Source organism: Sellimonas intestinalis, from assembly GCF_001280875.1.
GTDB lineage: Bacteria > Bacillota > Clostridia > Lachnospirales > Lachnospiraceae > Sellimonas > Sellimonas intestinalis.
On record NZ_LGAJ01000028.1, the window covers coordinates 1 to 25607 of the forward strand.

Below are 25607 nucleotides of genomic sequence, written 5' to 3' on the forward strand. Positions count from 1 at the left end.
AGCTTTGGCAGGGTAAGCCAATCTTAAAAAGGCATATTTAATTTGTACTTTTTCTTGACATAGGACCAAATTCCTTTCTTACATATTTTAATTTTTGTACAAAAAAGGCAGAAAACAAAGATACACCACGGTATCTGCCTTCTGCCTTTGGTATCGTTAAGCAAAACAAAAGGCTACGGACAAAACATTGTCCATAGCCTCGTACACATTATCACTACATGGAAAGCCAATTTTAAAAAGGGTATAAAATCCCTTTGGCTTTCCGATGAAATCTGATTACGTTCTTTATACGCTATACTCTGCACAATGTTTCATCGGAATGGATTGTACAGAGTTAATTTTCTGTTTGCGTTGATCAGTTAAATGAAAATTCATGTTCATACGTTATCTCCTTATAAAGGAGCGCAACTTTCGCTTTTCATAATACAATGAAGGAAAGAATTTGTCAATCTCCGTCCCTTTTTAAGGCAATCAAGATATTCTATATCCTAATACAAGAAAATCCAAAATTGCATATTATACCTTTAAAAAAATTCTCTGTTTATCTCAACAACAACGATTACATTTTCTTCTGTAATAAGAAAATTCCAAGGATCGTGCCGACAAGGAAAAGCGGCGCTACTCTCACAAACAGCCATTCAAATGAATGAAATGCCACTCCGAGAACAGCGGTTTCAGGATCATTATAGTTCCATCCCAAGTAAGGACTTTCTAATGCTAATAAGATCGCAAAAATTGCTGTTATTACTACACTCAATGAAATCAAAAGCCAATACAGAATCCTTTTCCTCGTAGTTTTTTTCTGTGAGAGTTGCAGGTTGATTAGTTCCAACTTTGCGGAAATTGTCTTTAAGTCATCGATTTCCGGTTCAATGATCCTTTCTCCAAGTAACTTACTTACAGGTGTTTCAAACACTTCTGATATAGAGATCAGCATATCGGAATCGGGAACTGACAATCCTTGTTCCCATTTCGAAATTGTTTGGCGCACGACATTCAGTTTCACAGCAAGTTCTTGTTGTGAAAGTCCTTTTGCTTTTCTGATTGTCTTAATATTTTCACTCAGCACTAGGAACACTTCCTTTCTATAATTGTTACCTCTATTCTATGAAAAATTGCCCGTTGCTACAAGCAATACATATTAACATTGCTGCTTCTCGTGACTATTTAAGCTTTTAAATATGTCTCAAAAAATATTTAAACTTTTAAAAGGCCTCCATTTTACAAAAACGAATTAAATAGATGGCATCTCGTCTTCTTAGTAATTTTTCTCAAAATCTTTTCAGAAACACTTGCTTATGACGTAACGTAATGAGATATACTATCGGTAGGAGGTATGATATGAATAAATATAAAGCGATACCAGATGGCTATATGACTGTAGGAGAAGTCGCAAAGAAAATGGACATTACTGTACGAACATTGCAGCATTATGATAAAGAAGGTTTGCTTTCCCCATCAGCTATGAGCGAAGGAGGACGCAGGTTATATACAGACAAAGACATCGTTAAACTTCATCAGATTTTGTCTCTCAAACACTTAGGCTTTTCTCTGGGTGATATAAAAAACCGTCTTATTCCACTTGATACACCTGCCGAAATTGCTGCCATTTTAGCAAAGCAAGCTGCCTCTGTCAAACAAAAAATAGATTTTTTGTCAGAATCATTAAGGGAACTGGAAGTGCTGCGGGAAGAAGTACTTCAAATGCAGTCGGTTGACTTTAAAAAATACGCCGATATTATTGTTAATTTGAAAATGAAAAATGACTATTATTGGCTGATTAAACATTTTGATGACCAAACTCTCGATCACATCCGCAGTCATTTTGATAAAGACAGTGGAAAGGCATTTATAAGCCGATTCATACAGCTTCAAGATGAAGCAATCAGACTACAAAATGCAAGTGTTCCTGCGGACAGTGATGAAGGGCAGAAATTTGCGAAAGCCTATTGGAATATGATAACAGATTTTACCGGCGGAGATATGAGTATGCTTCCCAAACTTATTGAATTGGGACAATTTCAAAATACAGACCTTATTTGGAAGGAGAAGCAAGATATCGCTAACAGGTATGTTGAACAAGTATTGGGAGTTTATTTTTCCCGTTTAGGAATCGACCCGTTTCAGGAGGAAACAAAATGACTGAAGCTATAAAAATCAAAAACTTAAAAAAACATTATGGATCCCATCTAGTATTAAAAGGGTTGAATTTTTGCGTACAGCAAGGGGAAATTTTTGCTTTGCTCGGTGTAAATGGCGCGGGGAAAACCACATGTATGGAATGTTTGGAAGGTTTAAGAAAACCTGACAGCGGAGAGATTACCATCAACGGAAAAATGGGAATTCAATTACAATCGTCTTCCTTGTCTGCGCATCTCAAGCCTTTAGAGGCTGTCAAATTGTTTGCCAAATGGAATAAGACGCCCATTGATAATACGATGCTTGACGCTCTCGGTATTTATGAACTTGCGAAGAAACGGTATTATCAATTATCAACCGGACAGAAACGGCGGCTTCATTTGGCGCTTGCCCTAACGCGAAATCCCGATATACTTTTTTTGGATGAGCCAACGGCCGGACTTGACATCGAAGGACGTCTATCCCTGCATAAACAAATCCGCCACTTAAAGGCCATGAAAAAAACAATCATATTAGCAAGCCATGATATGACCGAAGTAGAGAGCTTGTGCGACCGGATTGCCATTTTATCCAAAGGCAGAATTGCTTTTATAGGAACCGTCGATCAGCTCAATAAAACGGTAGGAAAGCATTATAACATCACGATTCAAACACAAGACAAAATCAAAAAATATGAGTGTGATGATATCGAAGCAGCGTTGTTTCCGCTGCTTATGCAGTATAAAAAAACAATGAAACAATTTTAGATATACAGATAAATCGCGGTTCTCTGGAACAGCATTTTATGAAAATCGCAAAGGGGGATTACTAAATGGGCGCATTTTTATATGCAATTTCCTTACAATGGAAATTAGACATACGGAGCAAAACAATACTCATAACCTGCTACATTGTTCCTCTCCTTTTTTTTGCGATCATGGGCGAAATATTCACTTCTGTTATGCCGGAGTCAAAATACACACTTATTCAATCGATGACGGTTTTCGGTGTAACAATGGGTTCATTCATTGGTTTACCTCCCTCTCTTGTTGAAATTTACAGTAGTGATATTAACAAAGTTTATAAAGCTAATGGTGTACCATTATATCTTGGTCTTGTTTTGACAAACATTTCGGCATATATTCATTTGTTTATTATGAGCATACTTCTCTATATTACTGCACCGTTTTTTTTCCATGCTGAGATTCCAGAACATCCAGGAATATACTTTGCAAGCCTTACCATTTTTATTGCTGTATCACTTTGTATTGCCAGCATAATAGGGTTAGCTATAAAAGATCAGGCGAAAACTTCTATGATTTCCATTATTGTTTTTTTGCCATCTGTCATGCTATCTGGTATCATGTTCCCTATTGAACTGTTGCCTAAAGCATTTGAAAGAATCGGAAAGGTTTTTCCTGCTTCGTGGGGTTACAAACTAATGGCAGATCATACGATCCGGTTTGAAAATCTACTGCCACTGATCATCATTCTAACATTAGCTATTTGCATATGTCGTATGTTGGTTCACAAAATTGATAAATAGCAATGTCAACAGGATGTTATAATAGATGAAATATATCAAAATCGTATTCTGTCTCTATTAGTTGGCACACCATCTTTTACCTCCTTCCAAAGACCATCTATAAAAATCTCATATTCTCTGAAAGCGCAAGGTAAACCGTTTGCCTTTGTTATATCCCTACTGTCCATAAGCTGAAAATGTAAATGTGGGGCAAATGAATTTCCAGAGTGTCCCACATTTCCCACATAATCCCCGGCCTTTACATACTGTCCAACAGTGACCTGAACAGAATCTTTTTGAAGATGACACAATGCTGCATATACATTCTTTGCATATTGTATGATCATATAATTACCAGCAATACATTGAATATTATCTTTGTACGGATCAAAATAATTTGCATTTTTATAGGCCTTAAATACATCTGTCAATAAATTTGTTTTTTTTTCTGCATACCCGTCCTCTGCGACTACAACCATTCCGTCACACGGGGCATATACTCTTTCTCCCCAACAATAATAGTCCTCTAAGGCAGCTCCCTTTATTAGATACTGCATCATACTGACCCGATAGGCAGGCCACCCTTTTCTCGTCCAGTCAACTTGTATAAAATCATAAGCATAACGCGTTCCATATCTATTCGTGCCATGACTTGGGATTTTTGACCCAGGAGTATTAGGGGAATACCACTCCCCTTTTAATGGAAATTGCATTAAAATCGGCTTACTCATATCTTTTACTTTCCTCTCAGCACAGCACATAATAACAACTCAAATTATCGCATCGTTTTTGACTTTCAAGCTCTCTGCTTATTTCAGTATAATAGATTTGCATACAACGTGTCTACAATAATACTGCCGCACACCGGAATCGACCCGTTTTAAATTATTAAAAGCACTGAAAGAAAGGGGCTTTGAAGACTTCATCAAGTCTGCGGTGTTCAAAAAGTGTTCAAATGTTTCATTGTTAATTAACTTTCAAAAAAGCACTCATAGGGCACATCTAATATTTCTTTTATAAGTTTCAAATCATATACTTTGATATTTCTTCGTCCTGCTTCTATATTCGCCAATGTGCTGCGTGACATATTGCTTCCCTTTATCTGCATTTTCGCAATAAGCTGGTCTTGTGTCAATCCGCTTCTTAATCTTATATTTTGAATATTACTCCCTAATGACACATCACGTATAACCCACTGCATTACAATCTCCATTTGTGACTATTCAGAAACTTTTTCTTGAGTATACGCCACATATATGTTAAAATTGTCACTAGTTAGAAACAATCGTATTTACAACCTTTAGTCCTTGAAAAATTCAGAATAATCAACATTAAGAACTTCTCGTAATGCTCTTAAATCACTGGCTTTTATATTTCTACGCCCAGTTTCTATGTTGGCATAAGTGCTTCTTGAAATGCTACTGCCTATTAATTGCATTTTTTCAACAACCTGCATTTGTGTCATATTTCTTGACATTCTAACTGTTTGAATGTTTCTCCCTAAAGGTATATCTTGTAAAATCCATTGCATTATGCTCTCTCCATTTGTGACTAATCGGTGTTATATCTTGAGTATATGCAACGCTTCGAATTTTCTTGTCACCCATTAGAAACATTCGTATATAAGGACAATTTATTTATAATGCTATTGTGTCTAATCATATTGAGAGGGGATAACACTAATGACAAGTAACAGTTTCTATGATACATTCAAAACTTCACTCGAAGCTATGAAAGAAAATTCTGTATTACCATTACTTACAACCGATAAAGACTACCAGAATTACACAAATCAAGAAAGTATGGCAGAAGCACAATATATGCAATTAGATTTATCTGCAAAACAGAAAGAAATTGTAGAGCAACTGTTAGACGCTCGTGACAGACAGGACATAGAATATTCTAATCTATCCTATTTAGCAGGTATCATAGACTGTATAAAATTTTTAAAATATTTCAACATACCGATTGATGGAGTATTAGAAGATGAATAAGGTTGAAGTACATGAAAAAGAAACTTATTATAACACTTTTTGTCCTATGCCTGCTTATTGGTATTTCTTACTATATTAGTCTTCCTGATTATCGGATATTTAATAGTATTTCTTATAGCAATCAAGACACAAGGGATACCACTTTAAAAGTTGTTGTATATAAATATTGGGAAATAAATGATACTATCAAAAAAATCGAAGAAGAACACAACAAAATTAATGGTACACCTACCACACTTGAAATTAATCTTTATTATTCAAAACTGCTTATCCGATATGGAAAAAAGCCTTTTAAAACAGTCATGTTTGAATATAACCAGAAAAAGAGGAAGACAACACTATACTAATTGCATTGTCTTCCTCTTGATTTGGTTTTTTGCTTCATCAATATTTTTGAAGCAAAAAAATAAGAGAAACGCTGTAAAATCAACGTTTCTCCCACTTTTAAGTACTGCCGCAGACCGGAATCGAACCGGTACGGGAGTATAAGTCCCGCAGGATTTTAAGTCCTGTGCGTCTGCCTGTTCCGCCACTGCGGCAAAATGGATGGAGGTGGATTCGAACCACCGAAAGCGTTGCTAACAGATTTACAGTCTGCCCCCTTTAGCCACTCGGGAATCCATCCGTGTCTCGTAGAATCGTTTGACCCTGACAATAACTATTTATATCATATTCTAAAGAAAAACGCAAGGGCTAAATTATCCCTTGCGCCTCTTTCTATCTTCTTTTACGTCCCATCTGCTGTTTCAGAACCGCTGATGGTCTCTCCTGCCTCTACTTTGTTGATGGTCTGTGCGATCTCGGCGACCGTATCTTCGTTCGGCACGGTTACATACAGATACTGATTTGGAGCAGAGTAACAAATATTCTCCTCCGGTGTTCCGTCTGCCGCCATGGAGTAAATCTGCCAGTCAGAATGGTCCTTAAGCTGCTGCTTAATCAGCGCACGGATCTGCTTCATAGACATATTGGTCTCCACGCTGTCCGCTACCTCATCTAGGATATCCGCCGCCTTTACGATCATAGATGGAGATACCATCTTCTTAATCATGGCAGTAATTAATGCCTGCTGGTTCTTTCCACGCTGATTATCCCCATCATCAAGTGCGTGACGCTCACGAGCAAATGCCAGCGCCTCCTGCCCGTTTAAGTGGTTTGTTCCCTCCTGAATTTCAACAACTGCTCCTGCATCTGTTCCGGTCGTAAAGTCAAACTCAGATTCTACGTCCACCCCACCTAGAATATCAATAATATTGATAAAGGATGTAAAGTTTAACCGTGCGTAGAATGGAATCGATACCTGATACAGTTCTTCCAAAGTATCAATAGACACATCCACTCCGTAGTTTCCGGCATGTGTAAGCTTATCCCTCATTCCTCCGGAAATACCAGGAATCTCCACATAGTAATCACGAGGTGTGGTTACAAGTAGGATCTGGTGTGTCTTCGGATTAACCGTGGCAATGATATTCACGTCGCTTCGGCTCATATCCTCCACATTTCCATAAATGTCAATTCCGCTGATATATACGGTAAATGGCTCTGTCTGTACCGGGACGTCCAGTGACAGATCCTGAGTCTCTTCAATCTCACATTCATAAATCACTTTCGTACCGGATTTAAAGTCCTCCACAGCTTTTTCCATCGTGCTCTGATAACTGGAATCATAGACGATGATGTCGATCTCCTCACTCATCAGCGCTTTCGCCATATCTTCCATATTGTCAAACACTTTGGTCTCAATGCTCTTCTTTAACTTCTTATTGATATTGGCAAGTGCTTTATCTGTGTTCTCGCCGTCTGTGGCGTACTGGATACCAAATATATAGTCCTCCGCATCACCCAACTCTTTAGCGCTGTCATCCTCCCGTACAACGGCGACCATCTTGTGGCTCTCCGAACTACCACCCGCAATATGGAAAAGGGCTCCGCCCGTCTTATAGAGATAAAATGATCCTATGACAAGGACAACTGTCATCACAAAACTGAATACCTTGCCGATGATCTTGCCTTTTCCCCGCACCGCAAGTTGGGAAATCAGCGTGATACCGAGCAGGACAAGCAGGACACCGGCGATTCCAAGAAGATATTCCATAATGAGAATATCCATCCAGCACAAAAGCCACAAAAAAGCTACTGACGCAACAAGCTGCAAAGCAAAGAACGCCATTCCTCTGGCCGCTCCTGCCCGCTCTGCCTTTCTTTCCTTTCGCCTTCCGATCTCCTGTTGATACCTTTCCCGCTTCTCCTCTCCCGTAATCCTGTTGTGAGGTCTTCTTCTGGCTCCCTCCGGCCTTTTTCTTCCCGCCGTCTTACGATCCTGTGCCTCATCTAAATGATAATCTAAATCTGACTTTTGCCGCCCGGTCCGGCCGTCTTTTCGTTTCCGGCGCTGTACTGGAATATGATCCGGAGCTCTGTCGCTTCCGTTCTTTCTCTGGGCCATAATCTTTTATCCTTTCGTAAGTCTTTTCTGCGATTGCACGCACTCTTACTATTTTATAACTTTTACTACATCTCTGCCTATTTGTCAAGTTTTACACTAATATTCACGTTTTTTTAAGATGATTGCAGAGTGTTTTCCCATATTCAGAACAATCTCTCCGTTTTCTACAATATACTCCTCAAATTCGGTCGTGTATCCTTCCTCATATGTATAAATCATTCTCCGCATGAAACCCTGCATCGGAACCTCCGCCGGCCATACCGGCACATGCAGCGTAACTGCCTCGCTCCGATTGTTGACAATGATGACGAACTGCCTTCTGTCATTAAAACGCGCATAGGCAAGCACGCCTTCCTGCCACATTAGCATTTTGACTGAACCGGTCCGGAATGCCCAGTACCGCTTATGGATAGCGATGACCTCCTTATGAAATTCGATCATCTCTTTATCTTCATGTCCCCACGGATAGGTTCTCCGGTTGTCCGGATCCGTAAATCCGCAAACGCCGGCCTCGTCTCCATAGTAGATGGTCGGAGCTCCAGGCCAGGTCATCTGCATCACAACCGCTTCCCGCAGAATTGCAGAGTTCGTATAGCTCTCCGCTGCCTCATGTCCGAGGTGTTCCACACGCCCGGTCATATGATTGGTTCTTGTCAGGAATCGGGAATGATCGTGGTTGGACAGCTCGTTCATTGCCGTCTGCAAAGACGGCGTCGTCATCGCTGCCATATGGTGCGTGATGGCATTCACAAAGTAATCCGCATTATTGCACAGATCTGGTCTGCTGCTGTCACTGTGCTTTTCCATTCCCGTCAAAAACCAGGTAATAGGCTCCATAAAAGCGTCATAATTCATTACGGTATCCCACTCGTCCCCCTGGAGCCACTCTTTTGGATCTCCGTAGTGTTCCGCCAAAATGATTGCCTGGGGATTTGCACTCTTGACTGCCATTCGGAACCGTTTCCAAAAGTCGTGATTATATTCTTTCGTTGTTCCAAGATCGGCCGCCACATCCAGTCTCCATCCGTCCACATTGTACGGAGAGGACACCCATTTCTTTCCGATCCCCAGAATATAGTTTTCCAGTTTTACGGAGTCCTCGTAATTCAGCTTCGGAAGCGTCTCATGCCCCCACCAACCGTCATAGTTTCCGTTATCCGGCCAAGCTCCCGGATCATTATTGAAAAACCGGAAAAAATCACGGTACGGACTGTCGGCCGAACAATAGGCCCCCGGCTCGTAATTACCCTCTTTCTGGTAGATTTTCTCCCGATCCATCCATTTATTAAAAGAACCGCAATGATTGAACACCCCATCCAATATGACCTTCATCCCTCTTTTGTGGATCTCCTCTACTACATGGGCGAAAAATGCGTTGCTTGCTTCCAGATTCGCTTTTCCGGCAGTACGAATCTGATATTTTGTCGCCTGACTGTTATCCGTACAGCCCTCCGGCAGAATATCTCCTCCGTCTTCCACGATCTTCGCCAGATGGGGATCAATGTAATCATAGTCCTGAATATCGTATTTGTGATTGGACGGGGACACAAACAGCGGATTAAAGTAGATCACTTCCACTCCAAGCTCTTCCAGATAATCCAGTTTATCCAGCACCCCCTGCAGATCGCCCCCATAAAACTCCCGGATCGCCATCGTCTTCGCCGGCTTCTGGTTCCAGTCTTCGATCTGCTCAGATCTGGCGCCGAGATAATAGTATTCTCCTGTTACCACGTCGTTTGAAAAATCCCCGTTACAGAATCGATCAGTGTAAATCTGATACATCACAGCGCCTTTCGCCCACCCCGGCGTGGAAAAATTTGGAATCAACAGAAAATCATAGGCCTCAAGCGGCTCGCTTACGGCTCCGTAACGATTATAATATATGGTCTCGCCATCAGTCCCTTTGATTTCAAAGTAATACCGCAGCGCCTCCGTTCCAATCTGTACTTTCACGTTATAATAGTCAAAGACGTCCGTCGTCTGCTCTTTTTGCATGAAAATCGTCTTTCCTTTATCTGACCCCTCTTCATCTGAATAACAGGTCTCTCTTGTGACAACTTTGGCTTCCTGTACGTCATCTTTTGCCGTTCGGAATCGTAGTATTATCTTCTGATCTTCTACCGGCTCCGGTGGGATGACGTATACACCCGTCCCGTCACAAAATAATGCCTGTTTGTTCATAATCATACTCCCTTTCTTCCCGTATCTACTCTGGCAGCATCTGTCCTTCCTGAGAGCCCTCTGTAAATAAACCTTCAAATTCTTCCCTGGAAATCTTTTCTTTTTCCAGGAGAAGAGCTGCACACTTGTGTAATACGTTCATATGGTCTTCGATCATAGTTTTTGCTTTTTCATAACATTCATCAATGATTCGTTTCACTTCCTCATCAATCTTACCCGCAACAGCCTCTCCGTATCCTCTCGTATGGGCAAGATCCCGTCCGATAAATACTTCATCGCTGTCATTGTCATAATTGATCAGTCCCACTTCCCTTGACATTCCAAACTTTGTCACCATCGCTTTGGCAAGATTCGTTGCCTGTTTGATATCCTGTGACGCTCCTGTTGTAATGTCATCGAAGATGATCTCTTCAGCTACACGGCCTCCCAGAGAAACCGTAATGTCCTGGAGCATTTTCCCTTTTGTATGAAACATCTCATCCTTTTCCGGAAGCGGCATCGTATAACCTGCCGCCCCACTGCCCGTTGGAATAATGGATACGGTGTAAACCGGTCCTACATCCGGGAGCAGATGAAATAAGATTGCATGGCCCGCTTCATGGTATGCCGTGATCCGTTTCTCCTTATCGGAAATCACACGGCTCTTCTTTTCAGCTCCGATACCGACCTTGACAAAGGCACGGCGGATGTCCGCTTGTGTAACAAACATTCTTGCCTGCTTGGCCGCATAGATAGCGCTCTCATTGAGCAGATTCTCCAGGTCCGCCCCTGTAAATCCAGCTGTCGTCTGCGCAATCTGGCGCAGATCTACATCGTCCCCAAGCGGTTTGGATTTAGCATGAACGGTAAGAATTTCGAGTCTGCCTTGTACGTCCGGTCTGCCGACAAGCACCTTCCTATCAAACCGTCCCGGACGCAGGATCGCAGGGTCAAGGATATCCACGCGGTTGGTCGCCGCCATCACGATAATCCCCTCGTTAGCTCCAAAGCCGTCCATCTCTACAAGGAGCTGGTTCAATGTCTGCTCTCTCTCATCGTGGCCGCCGCCCATACCAGTACCTCTTCGTCTCGCCACTGCGTCGATCTCATCGATAAAAATAATACATGGAGAATTTTTCTTGGCATCTTCAAAGAGATCTCTCACTCTGGATGCACCTACTCCGACAAACATCTCTACAAAATCCGAACCGGAAATCGTGAAAAACGGGACGTCCGCCTCCCCTGCCACTGCCTTTGCAAGCAATGTCTTACCGGTTCCAGGAGGCCCCTCAAGAAGCACTCCCTTCGGTATTCTGGCTCCCACCTGAATATATCTCTGCGGGTTTTTCAGGAAATCCACGATTTCCTCCAGCTCTTCCTTCTCTTCTTTCAGCCCAGCCACATCGTCAAATGTCACTTTCTTATCCTTGTCAGTGCTCATTCTTGCGCGGCTCTTCCCAAAACTCATGGCTTTTGCGCCCGCTCCACCGTCACTGATGCCGCTCTGTCTTCGCATAAACACAAAGATAAACAGGATCGCCGCCACCATGATGATGGTCGGAAGGATCGACGTCAGAAACACATTCTCCCCCGGTACTTTGTCTAATTCGCACCGCACTCCCGCATCCTCCAGGTATTCCTGCTCATTCTGAACATTAGAAACATTGACATACCGGTATTCCCCGGAATCCTTCAACTTAAGTTCTACCTGTCCGGTCGGAACCGCCTTATCCTGATAAATCACGGCGCTTTCTACCTGATTACTGTCCACTGACTCATGATATTCATCCAAAGTGAACATCCTGCTTCTCTGCTGGGACTGATTTGTGATCCAGAACACAAGGAAGATCAGTACGATCAAAATCAGCGCTGATACACCGCCAAAGCTTCTGTTCTTTTTATTGTTCAATCTCTCTTTTCTCCTTTCTATTTTACTCCCTCGACCACTCCGATATACGGAAGGTTCCGGTATCTCTGGTCGTAGTCCAGGCCGTAACCCACCACGAATTCATCCGGAATGTTAAATCCCACATAATCTACATGGACATCCTTTACCCGCCGCTCTGGTTTGTCCAGAAGGGTACAGATATGCATACTCTTCGGCCCTCTCTCACCCAGAATCTTCATCAGATGATACAGGGTACGGCCGGAATCGATGATATCCTCCACAATAATTACGTCTTTGTCCTGCAACGGCTCATCCAGATCCTTTACAATCTTCACAACGCCGCTTGACTCTGTGCCTGATCCATAGCTGCTGACACTCATAAAATCCATGGAAACCGGAACGGTGATTCTCTTTGCAAGTTCACACATAAAAAAGACCCCGCCCTTGAGCACGCAAATCAGATGTACGTGCCTGCCGGCATAGTCTTCGCTGATCTTCCTGCCCAGCTCTTCGATCCTCTGATTGACCTGCTCCTCCGGAACCAGTACCTTAATTGTCTCTGCCATTTTCTTCTCCTCCGTAAACCTCTATTTCTACTATGTGTTTTGTCTTCTCTGTGATCTGGTACGCCTGATTTTGGCGGTACCCGACGATCCAGACGATCTCGTCTCCATCCGCGATCAGCGGAACCGTGTCTCTTTCCTCTGACGGAATCTTCTGATTAATAAAAAATTTCTTGATCGTCTGCTTTTTGCCGTCCGCGGTGATGGTAAGAAAGTCCCCCTCCCGCCGCGTCCGCATAATAAGACTATTTTTTATTATATCATAATCAAACCATTTCGTGTAGGGGGTATTCGGCCACTTTTCTCCCCCCCGGCGCTCAAACACACGCATCCGAAACCTTGGCATTTCCTGCTTGGCTTCAGGCTTCCCCTGTCTGTTTTCCTTCCTTAGCAGCACACCCTCGTAACCTCGAAATGCCCGAACTCCGTAAGGAAGAGAGAGTCTCCTTCCGGGTTGCTTTTCCATCAGCTCTAAGATGTCACGGACATGAACCGCCATCAGATCTTTTTCGCTGCCGCAGACGTCCGCAAGTACCGCCCGGATGACTTCCTCCCGGAATACATACGGGATTTTCTGAAATGTTTCCTTCCGGATGAGAGTCCCGTTTCCTTTTTCTTCCACACACTCTCTTATATATGTTCCCGTTTCATCTTCCATATATTCCCACAACTCGGACATTTTTTCCGCCATTCGGCAAATATGTTCCTCGGCTGCCGGATTGATTTTGAGAAGTTCCCCCATAACTTGGTTTCGGACGCGGTTTCTCGTGTAGTCATTCTCGAAATTAGTAGCGTCAATCCGCCAGGACACGCCCCGTTCCGAAAGAGCCTCCTCGATCTCTGACTTTCCCACACACAAGAGTGGATGGATAAACTCACCTGCCACGGGCAGAATCCCCCGCATCCCTTTCACCTGGCTTCCGCGGCAAAGATTCATCAACACGGTCTCCGCATTATCACCTTGGTGATGGGCGAAGGCAATTTTATCTGCGTGGACCTCCTCAAGCACCGACTTCATAGATTCCCTTCGGATTTCCCTTCCTGCTTCCTCCAAAGAACAGCTTCTCTTCCTGGCCTCTGCCGCAGCGTGGATACGAAAAACACGACATGGGACATCATGCCGCTTACAAAGCTCTGCCACAAAGCTTTCATCCCCGTCCGCCGCCTTTCCTCTAAGCAAATGGTTCACATGGACGGCTGTTACCTGAATCCCCTGCGTCTCTCGAAGTCTTAAAAGTACAAAAAGCAGGCATACCGAATCAGCTCCTCCGGATATACCTGCAACTATATGCTCCCCTCGTTCTATCATATTCCATCGCTTCAGATAGGATTCCACCTTTTTTTGCAATCCTTCCCATTTCTTCTCTGCCACACTTCTCTCTCCCGTATCTTTTTTCTTCATCTTACTATAATCATCCCGCAAAAAGCAAGCTATATCCGCCAGATTCCGATGACAAGCACCGTCATGTCATCCATCGGATCTTCCCCGGTCCATTCCAGCACTTGCTCCAGAATGTGGTGCGCCATCTCTTTTGGATTATTAAGACTGGTCCCCCGGATGATGGTATCCAGCAGAAATTCCTGCTCGCCCACCGGAAGGGCATCCATGATCCCATCCGTAATCATAATGACGAAATCACCGTTCTGCAAGTGCTTATGTACGCTTTGAATCTCCAGATCCTGCACTACGCCCAAGGGCAGATTGGTTGAACAGATCCGCTCCACCCCGTTCTGATGCCGGATAAAAGTCGTTGACGCTCCGGCTTTTAAAATATCCACTGTCCCCTCATACAGGTCAAAAATGCTGATATCAATGGTGGAAAAACGGATCTCCTCCCTCCCGATCACCAGCGCTGTATTCATCATTTCCAGCGCCGTCCTGGCAGGGAAACCGGCCTCCAAAAGTTCTTCCAGCATATCCACCACCATGGCGCTCTCCCGGTATGCTTCTTCCCCGGAGCCCATGCCATCAGAAAGCACCGCTCCTTGCTTACCGGCCGGCAACTCCATCATGGAAAAGCTGTCACCGGAAATTCCGGCACACCCTTTTCCGATTCTGGCTACACCCTGCAAAGTATAGTAATGCTGCATCTCAAGAAAGACAATTGTCGCGTACTCCGGCCCCAGAGAACGCCTCTCATCCTTTGCCGTCTCCATGATCTTTCCAGTACATATCGAAAGAATTCTCGCCAGCTCCTTTGTACTGATGCACTCACCTTTGGCCGCTCTTCCGGTCAGATGAATCTCATACCTTCCTTGTGGCGTCATCAAAAAGACCATACTGAGAATTCGGATATTCTCGCTTTTTAGTTTTGCTCGGATTTTTTTCTCCAGCCGTTCATCAGAGAAAATACTCGCGTCCAGTTCTCTCGTGGCATGTCGGATCAACCTTGCAAACGTATCCAGCTCCACGGCACACCCCTCCCTGCTCTGGACGATCCGGTTATTCCAGAACATCGCCTGTTTCGCATTCTGGAAGGTCTCCATCGTCTCACGCAGAAAGCGCGGCGCCAGAATACAGTATCTCTGGAGCCGTTTTTTCAGATCCATATTCAGTTCCGCGCCGTACTCATCGGCTGTCTTTAAAATTTCATATACAAGTTGCTTTGTCCGTACCTGATTTTCACCAAGACACCAGGAACGGTTTTCACAGTTCTTACAGACTGCCCCAGAGACTCTGGAGAACATCTCCTCCACCTCCCCGGATGTAAACTGTCCTTTTCTCTCTTCCATCCTGAAAAAAGTGTCCGCCAAATGCTCCAACGACTTTCCAAATTTTTCCATCTGCTCCACATAGGGATTCATCATATAACTATTCTTTTCCATCTTATGCCCCTTCTTATATCCGTGTAGTGAAAAGATCTGTACGCCATGGCGTCGTTCACCTGACGTTTTTGTGTTTACCGGGAAGGATTTTCCCGCGGAATAAAAAACAGCTTTGGAAATGGTTCGTTCCCAAAGCTATCTTCTGTGTGTCATATCGTGCTCTATTCCTCGGCTTTGAAAAGGATCTCATTTTCCTTTACCATGCCGAGTCTGTCTCTTGCAGTATCCTCAACGTACTCGTCTGTGCCAACATAGTCCTTGTACTTTTCGATCTCTTCTGTGCGCTGCTCCTCCTGCTCTTTCTCCTTCTCCAAGTCTGAAATCTGCGCTGTCTTGTCCCGCAACTGGGCTCCAAGAGAAATACTGTGTACGGTCGTCACGGCCGCAAGCACAAGTAAAATACAGGATATAAACATGATGCTTCCTCTATATCTGGAAAACCGCGGCCCCTTCCGAGAGCCACGTGACTTTTTCTTAAAAATCTTCATCTTTACCTCGTCGAACATTCTGGTGATTTTGGATTATACATATAATAGTACCCTGTTTCCAGAGATTAATCAACTCTTTTCCCGTGTTTTCCAGTTTTTTTCTCGAAAAGTTTTCCGCAGAACTTTCCGGTTTTTGACAAAAGGAGTAAGAAAAATACCGCCCCTACTGCCACACCCACAACAAAGTACCACCGGATCTCCCCGGAACTTGTCTGAAAAATCTCACCAAAGAGAAAGAAACCCGCAAAGAGCCAGTAAATAAAATCTTCTACAGAAACAAACAGCGGATGATGCCGGATGAGCCTCCGGAAAATTCGCAGCGCCTCATAGATTCCACAAAGAAGCATCCCCGTAAAAAATGCCCGTAAAAATGCCTCCGCCTCAATCCCCAGGCCGCTCATCGCCGCCTCCTAATGGAAGAGGCGCGCCAGGAGCTTGCCGCCCTGCTTCGCCGTCTGCTTCATATCCGAATAGGTAATGCTGTCAATATTGCCAGACAAATCGACCTCTCCCTTCTCTAAGCTTAACCGGTTGACATGGAGATCACTCCCCTTTACCATCATCATTCCCTGCTCCGTTTCCAGAAGAATTTCGTTCAGATCAAAAGACAACACATCAAGCACTCCTGTCACAAGACTTGTCTTTCTGTTGTTGACGACCAGTTTGTGGGATTTCCTGACCTGTGTCTCCTCTGTTACGCTCATCATGCTGCTGCTCATCATCATTTTCTATCAACCTCTCTTTCGTTGTCAGCCTGTCTGCTTCTTCCAACGTGCTTCTGAGATATCTTATGAGCCGCATCCTGTCTTTATGCCACTTCCTTTTATGATCCTATCTTTGCTTAAAGATAACGGAAAAGATTCTTCGCTTCTTCTTTCTTCGTCGTATCCTGAATGTCCAGTACTTCCGCCTCAACGGTCTTCATACCGAACTGAATTTCAATCACATCACCCTTTTTGACATTGGTGGACGCCTTGGCCTGCTTACCGTTAATCAGCACACGGCCTGCGTCACAGGCCTCATTCGCTACGCTGCGTCTCTTGATCAAACGGGATACCTTTAAAAACTTGTCCAATCTCATCGCTCTTTCGCCTCCCTGCTGTTCTTTCGTCAATCACCCGAAGTTCCAAACCGGATATTCCCGGGTAATAAACGCTCTCCAAAGTCTCTGACAAACCCATACTTTGCTTACACCATCGCAAAAAATAGAGGGCTTAAAAGCCCTCTATTTCGTGTCGTAGATATCTTATGCGTTGATCGCGTCTTTTAAAGCTTTTCCGGCTTTGAATTTCGGAGCCTTGCAAGCTTCGATTTTCATCGTCTTACCTGTCTGAGGATTTCTTCCTTCTCTTGCTGCTCTTTCACTTACTTCAAAAGTACCAAATCCTACTAACTGAATCTTTTCGCCGTTCTTTAACTCGTCTGTCACAACGTCGATAAATGCTTTTAATGCTTTCTCAGAATCTTTTTTGGAAATTTCTGCCTTCTCTGCCACTGCTGCGATTAATTCTGTTTTGTTCATAAATACTTATCCTCCTATTTGCCGTTATAAAGTATTTCCCTGATCTATTAGATCTTATTACCAAAACCCCTGATTTCCCTTGGGTTCGCTTCACTAAAAGTTATAACGGTTTCTTGTATGTTTGTCAAGTGAATTATACTCCTAAAGCCCCATTTTCCGCAGGTTTCACAAACTTCACAGGTTTTTTAAAGCATCTTGTCGATCATTTCAAGAACGGCTTTGCCAAGTGCCTCTGATTTCGCATCCGCATCCCCCAGAGAAACGCCTTTGATTCCATAGTAGAACTTCACTTTCGGCTCGGTTCCGGATGGTCTTACGCAAAGCCATGCATCGTCTGTCAAATCATAGTAAAGGACATTGGACTTCGGAAGTCCTGTCGTCGTCACTTCGCCTGTCGCCAGATCTTTGATCGTCTCTGCTTCGTAGTCGCGGGCTTTTAATACCTCATATTCTCCCACTTTGACCGGAGGATTATTCCTCAATGTCTCAAGAATAGACTGGATCTTCTTTAGACCTTCAATTCCTTTCATTGTGATAGACTGAATGCTGTCTTTGTAGTATCCGTATTTATTGTACATATCAATCATAGCATCCCACAATGTCTTTCCCTGTGTCTTATAATAAGCTGCAGCTTCGCACAATGCCATTGTCGCTACGATCGCATCCTTATCTCTTGCATGTGTTCCGATCAGGCAACCATAGCTCTCTTCAAATCCGAAAACATACTCGCCTTTTCCTGTCGTCTCAAATCCCAGAATTTGCTGCCCTATATACTTAAATCCCGTCAAAACTTCAATCAGTCTGAGGTTGTAAGCCTTTGCAATGGCGTCAGCCATATTGCTTGTAACAATCGTTTTGATCAGGCAGCCGTCATCCGGCAGTCCCTTAAGGGCCTGTCTCTGGCTGATCTCATACTCTGCCAAAAGACACCCTGACATATTCCCTGTAAGCACCTTGTACTCTCCGGATTTTGTATCTTTTACATAAACTCCAAGCCGGTCCGCATCCGGGTCTGTTGCAAGTACGAGATCCGCGTCCACTTCTTTCGCAAGTTTCAAACCAAGCTCAAAAGCCTCCTCAGCTTCAGGGTTCGGGTAGGATACTGTCGGAAATTCACCATCAGGAAGCTCCTGCTCTTTTACTACATATACGTTCTCAAATCCGAGTTCCCCCAATACTCTTCTGGCCGGGATATTTCCGGTACCATGAAGCGGAGAGTATACGATTTTAAGATCTTTTTGTACCTGATCAATGGCGTCTTGGTGAAGCACCTGCTTTTTGAGCTCGGCAATGTAAGCGTCGTCAACGTCAGCTCCGATCACTTCGTAGAGCCCAGCCTCTTTGGCGGCCTCTTTGGCCATTGTCTTGACTGTCGCAAAATCGGTCACTGCCTTTACTTCGTCCATAATGCCTTTATCGTGCGGAGGTGTGATTTGTGCTCCGTCCTCCCAGTATACCTTGTATCCGTTGTATTCCGGCGGATTGTGGCTCGCTGTAATATTGATTCCGGCAATACATCCAAGCTTTCTGACTGCAAAAGAAAGCTCCGGAGTCGGCCTCAGGCTCTCAAATACATAAGCCTTGATTCCATTCGCCGCTAGACAAAGCGCAGCCTCGTCCGCAAATTCCGGAGACATCCGTCTGGAGTCGTAAGCGATAGCAACACCCTGCGCTTTTGCCTCTTTCTTGGCAATATAATTAGCAAGCCCCTGCGTCGCCTTGCGGACTGTATAAATATTCATGCGGTTAGTACCGGCTCCAATCACACCTCGGAGTCCTGCGGTACCAAATTCCAGATCCTTATAAAAGCGGTCTTCGATTTCCTTTTCGTTGGATTCAATCTCTTTTAATTCTGCTTTTGTGTCAGCATCAAAGTATGTACTTGTTAACCATTCATCGTATTTTTCACGATATCCCATATCTTAGTACCTCCTGATTGGTCTTCTATGTTGTTTATTATACACCACTCTTTTCTAAATGGAAAGCAAATATCTGCTCTAAAAAGCGTTTCCTGATCTCATTTTGTTCAATAGAAATCCGCAGTTTTTCAACACTTTTCGATGAAATCCATGCTTTGTTGGAGTTGTAATATGTATTGGCGCACTTCCAGAACTTTTCCGGATAGGAAAGGCGGAGTGCAATGTACTCCTTTTCCTCTTCTGACAGCGGATTGACGGCGCAGTACGCTCTGAGGATTTCTGCTCCCAGCTTTTCATTCCACTGGTGCTTTTCCATAACCTTTCTTAAAAAATAAGCGAGATCCGCAGCCTGTAAATCTCTTCCTACATGCTCAAAATTGACCGCTGTCATGCCCTCCGGCGTAATTAGGATATTATGATAATTGTATTCACCATGGATGAAGCTTCCTCGCTCTTTTGCCTCTTTCTGAAGTCTACGGTAGGACGAATTGCCCAGACGCTCCTCCACGGCCGCCGCCACCCGATACATGTCTTCAAAGCACTCCAAAAACCGACTTTCAAACTCTCCTTTGATTGGTTTTTTACGTATGAAGGACCAGACCTTTTTCATTTCCCGATTGTGTCTGCGGTATTCATCCAGAAGATCAGAACTACGAAACCCTTCCCGCGCCCCCGGCAATTCCATTAGTCTGTGAATTTTGGCAAGTAGTCTTGCCGCCTCAAGAATTTCACCGTGTTTGCGGACGTCACATTCTCTCCCTGGATACCATGCTTTCAGGTAATAGGTCGTCCCGTCCTCCGTAGCTGTCAGAAATTCCCCCTCCCTATTCGGAATCAGTTCATCACACCTCAGATGTTCCTGCTTTTTCATCGCTTTATGGATTTCATTCATAACCAACATGCGCGGCTTAGACAAAGCCGCCTGCTTTAACAGCATCAGACCCCGATCCGTCTCGCACAGGAAAGCACCCCTTACTTTGCGGACATTGTCCACTTGTATCGGATATTGTTCCAGTATCTCCAAATCATAATCGCCCATAACTGCCCCCTGCCTTCTGAATTCAATCGTCTTTCTAGCTTATGAGATTTTAAAAACAAATAGAACCGGGCAGAAGACTTTCTCCAATATTAAAATAAGATTGCGCTTTCGCACAATCTTATTTTTCTTCATATACGTTTAATGCACGCTCAAGCAAATATGCTTTTTGATTTTTCTTTGGGTCTTCCAACACTTCTTCCAGAAGGGTATTCAAAATTTCCCCCATCTGTGGACCCGGCTTTATACCTGCGCCGATCAGATCTTTGCCTGTCACCGCCATCTCTTTTAGGGAAACACATTCGCCATCCCTCAGAATCTTGTAAAAGCACTGTTCTACCCCCCGGATATCAGCTATCTTTTCTTCCCTGCGATAGGCGCTCTGAGCCAAAGTATCCGCCATCCGGATTTCCAGGTAGTATGGAAAGAGCTCCTTTCCGATCCGGTTTACTGCCCGCCGTACCGATCTTTTGTCCGGCGGCATCCGGTAATCGTGATAGTAGACAAGCCTGGTCACACTGCGGATCGTTTCATTATCAAACTTCAATCTCCGCAAAATCTCTTTGGTAATCCGCTCGCTTCCAATGGCATGCTTCTTAAAATGTGCCGTCCCGTCCGGGTCCATCGTCTTATACTCCGGCTTTCCCATATCATGAAACAGCATCGTAAGCCTGAGAATCCGGTCAGCGCGGATGTGTTTGAGCGCCTCCACCGTATGAACACCTACATTGTACATATGGTGCGGTGTTTCCTGGGTTGTCTCCATCATCCGGTCAAATTCCGGAAGAATCACTTTGGTAATACCAAGCTCCCAGGCAGTCAGCAGCTCCTCCGGGTGAGGTGAAACCAACAATTTCACGAGCTCGTTTTGAATTCTCTCGGCACTGATCTTCTTCAGCGTCCCGGCAAGCGCTCCCGCCGCCTCTTTTGTCTTTTCCTCCATGGAAAATCCAAGCTGAGCGCCAAAACGAACAGCTCGCAGAATCCGCAGCGCATCCTCTGTGAAACGCTCCCTGGCCTCCCCTACGCACCGGATAACCCCCTGTTTCAGATCTTCCTGCCCGCCAAAGAGATCGCAAAGTCCGTCTTCATCATTATAAGCCATGGCGTTGATAGTAAAATCCCGCCTTTTCAGGTCTTCCGCAAGCATTCCTGTAAACCAGACCTCCTTCGGGTGTCTCCCATCTTCGTATTCTCCGTCGATCCGGTATGTCGTTACTTCAAACCCCTCTTTTTCTGCCAGTACAGTGACCGTGCCATGGGCAATCCCGGTATCCACCGTCCGCCGGAAGATTTCTTTGATCTCTTCCGGTTTCGCGGACGTTGTGATATCCCAGTCCTCCGGCTCTCTTCCGAGAATAGAATCCCGGACGCAGCCTCCCACGGCATACGCTTCAAACCCTTGCTCTTTGAGCTTTTGAATGATCCACTGTACTTGCCTTGGCAGTCTGATTGTTATCTGTCCCATTTTAATATGCTTTACCCCAGAAAACTTTATACTTAGCCGGTTTTCCGCAACATACGCAGCGATCGGAAATCGGCTCTTCATCCTCGATCAGACATCTGGATCCGGCCCCGCCTGTCTCTGTCTTGATCATCTCTTCGCAGCTTTCGTCTCCACACCACATTGCCTTGATGAACCCTCTGTTGTCTGTAAACTTCGCTTTCATTTCATCCATGGTCTGTGCTTCATCAATGTGGCTGTCGAGAAATGCTTTCGCCCTGTCATACATATCCTGCTGCACTGTCTCCAAAAGCTCCTTCAATACAGCTGGTACGTCATCAATGGATACCACTGTCTTTTCTCTCGTATCACGTCTTACAAGAACTGCCTGACCGTTTTCGATATCCTTTGGTCCAAGCTCCACACGAACCGGAATTCCGAGCATTTCCTGCTCGCTGAATTTCCATCCCGGGCTCTTCTCGGATTCGTCAATATCCGCTCGTAATCCTTCTGCCCGAATCGCCGCAAGCAGCTCCTCAGAGCGATCCAGTACGCCCTCCTTGTGCTGTGCTACCGGAATGACACGAACCTGCTTCGGAGCAATTCTTGGCGGAAGCACAAGCCCACTGTCGTCCCCATGTACCATGATAATCGCTCCGATAATACGTGTAGACAGTCCCCAGGACGTCTCGTACACACTATGAAGTTCATTATTCTTATCCAAATATTTGATATCATATGCATCCGGAAATCCGTTTCCGAAGAAGTGACTTGTTGCGGCCTGGAGAGCTTTCCCGTCGTGCATCAGCGCTTCCACGGTGTAGGTGTCCTGTGCGCCTGCAAACTTCTCGCTCTCTGTCTTTCTTCCCGCTACAAACGGAATCGCAAGAGATTCACTGATGAAATCGCGGTATACTTTCCACATCATCAGCGTCCTTTCCTCCGCTTCTTCATATGTGGCGTGAATCGTATGCCCTTCCTGCCATAAAAACTCCCTGGAGCGCAGGAACGGACGGGTCGTTTTCTCCCATCTCAAAACAGAGTTCCACTGGTTCCATACCTTTGGCAGATCCCTGTAGGACTGTACTGTACGGCTCCACAGCTCGCAGAACAAGGTCTCCGACGTTGGGCGGATACAAAGTCTCTCCTGTAATCTCTCCATACCTCCATGTGTCACCCAAGCAACCTCCGGGGCGAATCCTTCCACGTGATCCGCCTCTTTCTGAAGCAGATTCTCCGGAATCAGCATTGGCAGATAGACGTTCTCCACTCCCGTCTCTTTAAATCTTTTATCCAGATCCGCCTGAATATTCTCCCAGATCGCATAGCCATTCGGCAGATAGTTCAGACATCCCTTCACACTGGAATAGTCGCAGAGCTCCGCCTCTCTCACCACATCCGTATACCACTGAGCAAAATCTTCCTCTCTGGATGTGATGGACTGTACAAGTTTCTTGTTGTCCTTTGCCATATCACATTCTCCTCTCAATCAATATATTTTTCACATCTTCTTAGGACTTCCGTTCTCTCAAACAGTTGATCCCCCCCTAAAGATCAGGTAAGATCTGTTGTATTGAATACAAAAACGCCGAACATCCGTCCCATCAGGGACCGGATGTCCGGCGGTACCACCCTCATTAACCGCAAACCCCGCGGCTCACTTCATTGATCATTAACGCTGATAAAACGCTGCACTTTTCATACAGAAGCTCCGGGCCCGGTTCGGTCGGGATCTGTCAAAGGCTCGCACCATCCGCCTCTTCTCTGAGACTTCTCCAGAACTTACTATCTCCCATCATCGCCCATCTCTTCGGCTCTCGCCATGAAATTATTCGTATTTTAACCGAAATCAGCGGGGCTGTCAAGGCAGGACAAATATTTTACTCATTTTTCTGTTCCCTGCCTCCATTTGAACGATTTGTGTCACAAAAATAACCATAGAACCGGATCTCTTTTGCTAACCGGATGCCAATATGGTATGATAAGGGAACAAATGAAAACAATAAAAAGGAGTACATGATGAAACCACAGATTTTATTTGAGGATGCAGAAATCCTTGTCTGCCATAAACCTGCCGGAACCGCTGTCCAAACCGCTTCTTTTTCTGCCCAGGACATGGTGAGTATCCTGAAAAATCATCTTGCATTGGAAATGCGAAAAAAAGAAACAGTAAAAGGCCCAAAAACCAGTGCGCCTTATCTTGCTGTGATCCATCGTCTTGATCAGCCGGTAGAGGGGATTCTGGTGTTTGGAAAGACGAAAAATGCCGCCGCCTCTTTAACACGCCAGCTTACGAGGAACGGTTTTAAAAAATATTATGAGGCCATGGCCGAGGGTACTCCTCCTGCCGCCTCCGGCACGCTGACAGATTACCTCATTCGGGACGGCCGCACGAATTGCTCTACCGTCTGCTCCCCGGACACCTTGGGATCGAAAAAAGCAGTGCTGGAATACCAAGTTCTGGCACAGTATGAGACGAACGGGAAGTGTCTTTCTCACTTACGAATCCAGCTTCAGACCGGACGGCACCACCAGATCCGGGTTCAGTTCTCCCATGCCGGATGCCCGCTTTTCGGAGACCGCAAATATAACCCGGATGGAATCCCGGTCAGCAGGCTTTATCTCTGTGCCTGTCAGCTTGACTTTCTCCATCCGTCTACCGGGAAACTACTCCACTTTGAGATTCAGCCTTTCTTTTACGAAGAATTTGATAAGTCATCGCCCTCATAACCATATGAATCTTTAATTGTACGGTTGTTTTCTCAAAAATGACTGATTCGACCGTGCCCTTTTCGGCATTGTACGGTCGAATTTTTGAAAATAACCGTTATGACCGTAATGTCCAACTATTTCCCACAAACCAGCCAAAAAACAAACAGATGCCCAGCCAATCGAGTAGGGGAGATTTTCTCTCCCCTCTCACACCACCGTACATGCCGTTCGGCATACGGCGGTTCAACATAACTTCAAAGCATGACGCTCCTTGTAATAGTCAAGACAGCTTATAAGCCCTGCTCTGGTTAATACATCTTTTGAGATTGCCCTGGCAACGCATGTCTTTGTCGCGATCCAGTAATAGCGGTCTCCACAATACGCCGTCAGCCTTGCTAGGTCTTTTCCGATTCCCAGCTTCTGCAATCCCCATTGGCGTTTCTTCCGCACTTTCCACTGTTTCCAGATGATGACTCTGAATCTTGTTCTTAAATGTGCGTCTATCTCTGTCATTGCTGTTTTCATAGAGCCACGGGCATAGTAGTTAATCCACCCTCTTGTCACCTGATTGATTTTCTCAATCTTACTCGTGACTGTTCCCGGCATTTTCCTACAGGTCAATCCTTTCAATCTGTCTTTGAACTTCTTCACAGATTCCTGATGGGGTCTGCACTTCCATTCCTTCGTCTTGCTGTCTTTGTAGAACCCAAAACCTAGATACTTTAGCTTCATCGGTCTTGTGATGTGGGTCTTGGTCATGTTGACCTTTAACCCCAGTTTCCTCTGTATCCAGTCCGATACCGTCCCCATGACTCTTTTTGCACTCGATTCGCTTTTGACCGCTATCACACAATCATCTGCGTATCTTGTGAACCGCAGTCCTCTTGCTTCCAGTTCTTTATCCAATTCATTTAACATGATGTTTGACAGCAATGGCGACAGATTTCCTCCTTATGCCGAGCGAGT

At 44.7% G+C, this 25607-nt stretch carries 26 protein-coding genes, 2 tRNA genes and 1 other annotated feature; of the genes, 6 read left to right on the plus strand and 22 right to left on the minus strand.

Annotated elements, in window-relative coordinates; genetic code table 11:
* Positions 1-559: 559 nt before the first annotated feature.
* Positions 560-1069: a helix-turn-helix domain-containing protein gene (locus tag AOA56_RS15225; RefSeq protein ID WP_024734078.1), complete on the minus strand. Its 510-nt coding sequence runs from the start codon at positions 1067-1069 to the stop codon at positions 560-562.
* A 272-nt stretch (positions 1070-1341) separates the two neighbouring features.
* Between AOA56_RS15225 and AOA56_RS15230 the strand changes: the two genes are divergently transcribed.
* The 3 genes from AOA56_RS15230 to AOA56_RS15240 all read left to right on the plus strand — a co-directional run bounded on the left by AOA56_RS15230 (position 1342) and on the right by AOA56_RS15240 (position 3664).
* Positions 1342-2142 (plus strand): MerR family transcriptional regulator, encoded by an 801-nt coding sequence (locus AOA56_RS15230; RefSeq protein WP_024734077.1) that lies wholly within the window; start codon positions 1342-1344, stop codon positions 2140-2142.
* Positions 2139-2885, plus strand: a complete 747-nt coding sequence (locus AOA56_RS15235; protein WP_152334174.1) for an ABC transporter ATP-binding protein — start codon at positions 2139-2141, stop codon at positions 2883-2885. Before AOA56_RS15230 ends, AOA56_RS15235 begins: the two co-directional genes overlap by 4 nt.
* Before the next feature lie 65 nt (positions 2886-2950).
* Positions 2951-3664: an ABC transporter permease gene (locus AOA56_RS15240; RefSeq protein ID WP_024734075.1), complete on the plus strand. Its 714-nt coding sequence runs from the start codon at positions 2951-2953 to the stop codon at positions 3662-3664.
* A 35-nt stretch (positions 3665-3699) separates the two neighbouring features.
* Here AOA56_RS15240 and AOA56_RS16520 read toward each other — a convergent pair whose 3' ends face one another.
* The 3 genes from AOA56_RS16520 to AOA56_RS15255 form a co-directional block, all read right to left on the minus strand.
* Positions 3700-4374, minus strand: a complete 675-nt coding sequence (locus AOA56_RS16520) for a M23 family metallopeptidase (protein WP_024734074.1) — start codon at positions 4372-4374, stop codon at positions 3700-3702.
* A 239-nt stretch (positions 4375-4613) separates the two neighbouring features.
* A complete protein-coding gene (locus AOA56_RS15250) occupies positions 4614-4844 on the minus strand; it encodes a helix-turn-helix domain-containing protein (protein WP_051411961.1) in 231 nt (76 codons plus the stop codon).
* A 99-nt stretch (positions 4845-4943) separates the two neighbouring features.
* A complete protein-coding gene (locus AOA56_RS15255) occupies positions 4944-5174 on the minus strand; it encodes a helix-turn-helix domain-containing protein (protein WP_024734072.1) in 231 nt (76 codons plus the stop codon).
* Between the two features lie 151 nt (positions 5175-5325).
* Between AOA56_RS15255 and AOA56_RS15260 the strand changes: the two genes are divergently transcribed.
* Both AOA56_RS15260 and AOA56_RS15265 read left to right on the plus strand, forming a co-directional pair.
* A complete protein-coding gene (locus AOA56_RS15260; protein WP_024734071.1) occupies positions 5326-5637 on the plus strand; it encodes a hypothetical protein in 312 nt (103 codons plus the stop codon).
* Between the two features lie 11 nt (positions 5638-5648).
* Positions 5649-5984 carry a hypothetical protein gene (locus tag AOA56_RS15265; protein WP_024734070.1) on the plus strand — a complete coding sequence of 112 codons (336 nt, stop codon included), beginning with the start codon at positions 5649-5651 and terminating at the stop codon, positions 5982-5984.
* 105 nt (positions 5985-6089) lie between these two features.
* Here the strand turns inward: AOA56_RS15265 and AOA56_RS15270 are convergent.
* The 17 genes from AOA56_RS15270 to proS all read right to left on the minus strand — a co-directional run bounded on the left by AOA56_RS15270 (position 6090) and on the right by proS (position 23400).
* Positions 6090-6176: transfer RNA gene (locus AOA56_RS15270), tRNA-Leu, on the minus strand.
* A gap of 4 nt (positions 6177-6180) precedes the next feature.
* Positions 6181-6262 (minus strand) — tRNA-Tyr (locus AOA56_RS15275).
* 102 nt (positions 6263-6364) lie between these two features.
* A complete protein-coding gene (locus tag AOA56_RS15280; RefSeq protein WP_082350064.1) occupies positions 6365-8083 on the minus strand; it encodes an LCP family protein in 1719 nt (572 codons plus the stop codon).
* A gap of 96 nt (positions 8084-8179) precedes the next feature.
* Positions 8180-10264: a glycoside hydrolase family 13 protein gene (locus AOA56_RS15285; RefSeq protein WP_053770034.1), complete on the minus strand. Its 2085-nt coding sequence runs from the start codon at positions 10262-10264 to the stop codon at positions 8180-8182.
* A gap of 25 nt (positions 10265-10289) precedes the next feature.
* On the minus strand, positions 10290-12152 hold the full coding sequence (gene ftsH, locus AOA56_RS15290; protein ID WP_024734068.1) for an ATP-dependent zinc metalloprotease FtsH: 1863 nt from the start codon (positions 12150-12152) through the stop codon (positions 10290-10292).
* Between the two features lie 17 nt (positions 12153-12169).
* Complete coding sequence (hpt, locus tag AOA56_RS15295; RefSeq protein WP_024734067.1) at positions 12170-12697, minus strand: hypoxanthine phosphoribosyltransferase; 528 nt, start codon at positions 12695-12697, stop codon at positions 12170-12172.
* A complete protein-coding gene (gene tilS, locus AOA56_RS15300; protein WP_051411958.1) occupies positions 12681-14096 on the minus strand; it encodes a tRNA lysidine(34) synthetase TilS in 1416 nt (471 codons plus the stop codon). The genes hpt and tilS overlap by 17 nt, the downstream gene beginning before the upstream one ends.
* Positions 14097-14125: 29 nt before the next feature.
* Entirely contained in the window at positions 14126-15520 is a 1395-nt protein-coding gene (locus AOA56_RS15305; protein ID WP_024734065.1) for a SpoIIE family protein phosphatase, read from the minus strand.
* Positions 15521-15681: 161 nt separating this feature from the next.
* A complete protein-coding gene (locus tag AOA56_RS15310) occupies positions 15682-15936 on the minus strand; it encodes an FtsB family cell division protein (protein ID WP_162224713.1) in 255 nt (84 codons plus the stop codon).
* Positions 15937-16073: 137 nt separating this feature from the next.
* On the minus strand, positions 16074-16409 hold the full coding sequence (gene yabQ / locus AOA56_RS15315) for a spore cortex biosynthesis protein YabQ (RefSeq protein WP_024734063.1): 336 nt from the start codon (positions 16407-16409) through the stop codon (positions 16074-16076).
* A gap of 9 nt (positions 16410-16418) precedes the next feature.
* Entirely contained in the window at positions 16419-16727 is a 309-nt protein-coding gene (yabP, locus tag AOA56_RS15320) for a sporulation protein YabP (protein WP_238117735.1), read from the minus strand.
* Positions 16728-16849: 122 nt separating this feature from the next.
* Positions 16850-17089, minus strand: coding sequence for an RNA-binding S4 domain-containing protein (locus AOA56_RS15325; protein WP_024734061.1), 240 nt, complete (start codon positions 17087-17089; stop codon positions 16850-16852).
* Between the two features lie 165 nt (positions 17090-17254).
* Positions 17255-17530 (minus strand): HU family DNA-binding protein, encoded by a 276-nt coding sequence (locus AOA56_RS15330; RefSeq protein ID WP_024734060.1) that lies wholly within the window; start codon positions 17528-17530, stop codon positions 17255-17257.
* Positions 17531-17715: 185 nt separating this feature from the next.
* Positions 17716-19449, minus strand: a complete 1734-nt coding sequence (locus tag AOA56_RS15335) for a phospho-sugar mutase (protein WP_053770032.1) — start codon at positions 19447-19449, stop codon at positions 17716-17718.
* 37 nt (positions 19450-19486) lie between these two features.
* On the minus strand, positions 19487-20488 hold the full coding sequence (locus AOA56_RS15340; protein ID WP_024734058.1) for a CotS family spore coat protein: 1002 nt from the start codon (positions 20486-20488) through the stop codon (positions 19487-19489).
* A 118-nt stretch (positions 20489-20606) separates the two neighbouring features.
* Entirely contained in the window at positions 20607-21944 is a 1338-nt protein-coding gene (locus AOA56_RS15345) for a CCA tRNA nucleotidyltransferase (RefSeq protein WP_024734057.1), read from the minus strand.
* A 10-nt stretch (positions 21945-21954) separates the two neighbouring features.
* Positions 21955-23400, minus strand: a complete 1446-nt coding sequence (gene proS / locus AOA56_RS15350; RefSeq protein WP_024734056.1) for a proline--tRNA ligase — start codon at positions 23398-23400, stop codon at positions 21955-21957.
* 132 nt (positions 23401-23532) lie between these two features.
* Positions 23533-23737: a binding site (T-box leader), on the minus strand.
* Between the two features lie 208 nt (positions 23738-23945).
* Between proS and AOA56_RS15355 the strand changes: the two genes are divergently transcribed.
* Positions 23946-24659: an RluA family pseudouridine synthase gene (locus AOA56_RS15355; RefSeq protein ID WP_330376528.1), complete on the plus strand. Its 714-nt coding sequence runs from the start codon at positions 23946-23948 to the stop codon at positions 24657-24659.
* A 225-nt stretch (positions 24660-24884) separates the two neighbouring features.
* On the opposite strand, the gene AOA56_RS15360 is transcribed toward AOA56_RS15355, so the two are convergent.
* Positions 24885-25583 (minus strand): group II intron maturase-specific domain-containing protein, encoded by a 699-nt coding sequence (locus AOA56_RS15360; RefSeq protein ID WP_288570678.1) that lies wholly within the window; start codon positions 25581-25583, stop codon positions 24885-24887.
* Positions 25584-25607 lie beyond the last annotated feature (24 nt).

Coding starts and splice junctions, on each gene's coding strand:
- AOA56_RS15230 (WP_024734077.1), top strand. CDS start 1,342: ATGAATAAATATAAAGCGATACCAGATGGCTATATGACTGTAGGAGAA.
- AOA56_RS15235 (WP_152334174.1), top strand. CDS start 2,139: ATGACTGAAGCTATAAAAATCAAAAACTTAAAAAAACATTATGGATCC.
- AOA56_RS15240 (WP_024734075.1), top strand. CDS start 2,951: ATGGGCGCATTTTTATATGCAATTTCCTTACAATGGAAATTAGACATA.
- AOA56_RS16520 (WP_024734074.1), bottom strand. CDS start 4,374: ATGAGTAAGCCGATTTTAATGCAATTTCCATTAAAAGGGGAGTGGTAT.
- AOA56_RS15250 (WP_051411961.1), bottom strand. CDS start 4,844: ATGCAGTGGGTTATACGTGATGTGTCATTAGGGAGTAATATTCAAAAT.
- AOA56_RS15255 (WP_024734072.1), bottom strand. CDS start 5,174: ATGCAATGGATTTTACAAGATATACCTTTAGGGAGAAACATTCAAACA.
- AOA56_RS15260 (WP_024734071.1), top strand. CDS start 5,326: ATGACAAGTAACAGTTTCTATGATACATTCAAAACTTCACTCGAAGCT.
- AOA56_RS15265 (WP_024734070.1), top strand. CDS start 5,649: ATGAAAAAGAAACTTATTATAACACTTTTTGTCCTATGCCTGCTTATT.
- AOA56_RS15280 (WP_082350064.1), bottom strand. CDS start 8,083: ATGGCCCAGAGAAAGAACGGAAGCGACAGAGCTCCGGATCATATTCCA.
- AOA56_RS15285 (WP_053770034.1), bottom strand. CDS start 10,264: ATGAACAAACAGGCATTATTTTGTGACGGGACGGGTGTATACGTCATC.
- hpt (WP_024734067.1), bottom strand. CDS start 12,697: ATGGCAGAGACAATTAAGGTACTGGTTCCGGAGGAGCAGGTCAATCAG.
- tilS (WP_051411958.1), bottom strand. CDS start 14,096: ATGAAGAAAAAAGATACGGGAGAGAGAAGTGTGGCAGAGAAGAAATGG.
- AOA56_RS15305 (WP_024734065.1), bottom strand. CDS start 15,520: ATGGAAAAGAATAGTTATATGATGAATCCCTATGTGGAGCAGATGGAA.
- AOA56_RS15310 (WP_162224713.1), bottom strand. CDS start 15,936: ATGTTTATATCCTGTATTTTACTTGTGCTTGCGGCCGTGACGACCGTA.
- yabQ (WP_024734063.1), bottom strand. CDS start 16,409: ATGAGCGGCCTGGGGATTGAGGCGGAGGCATTTTTACGGGCATTTTTT.
- yabP (WP_238117735.1), bottom strand. CDS start 16,727: ATGAGCAGCAGCATGATGAGCGTAACAGAGGAGACACAGGTCAGGAAA.
- AOA56_RS15325 (WP_024734061.1), bottom strand. CDS start 17,089: ATGAGATTGGACAAGTTTTTAAAGGTATCCCGTTTGATCAAGAGACGC.
- AOA56_RS15330 (WP_024734060.1), bottom strand. CDS start 17,530: ATGAACAAAACAGAATTAATCGCAGCAGTGGCAGAGAAGGCAGAAATT.
- AOA56_RS15335 (WP_053770032.1), bottom strand. CDS start 19,449: ATGGGATATCGTGAAAAATACGATGAATGGTTAACAAGTACATACTTT.
- AOA56_RS15340 (WP_024734058.1), bottom strand. CDS start 20,488: ATGGGCGATTATGATTTGGAGATACTGGAACAATATCCGATACAAGTG.
- proS (WP_024734056.1), bottom strand. CDS start 23,400: ATGGCAAAGGACAACAAGAAACTTGTACAGTCCATCACATCCAGAGAG.
- AOA56_RS15355 (WP_330376528.1), top strand. CDS start 23,946: ATGATGAAACCACAGATTTTATTTGAGGATGCAGAAATCCTTGTCTGC.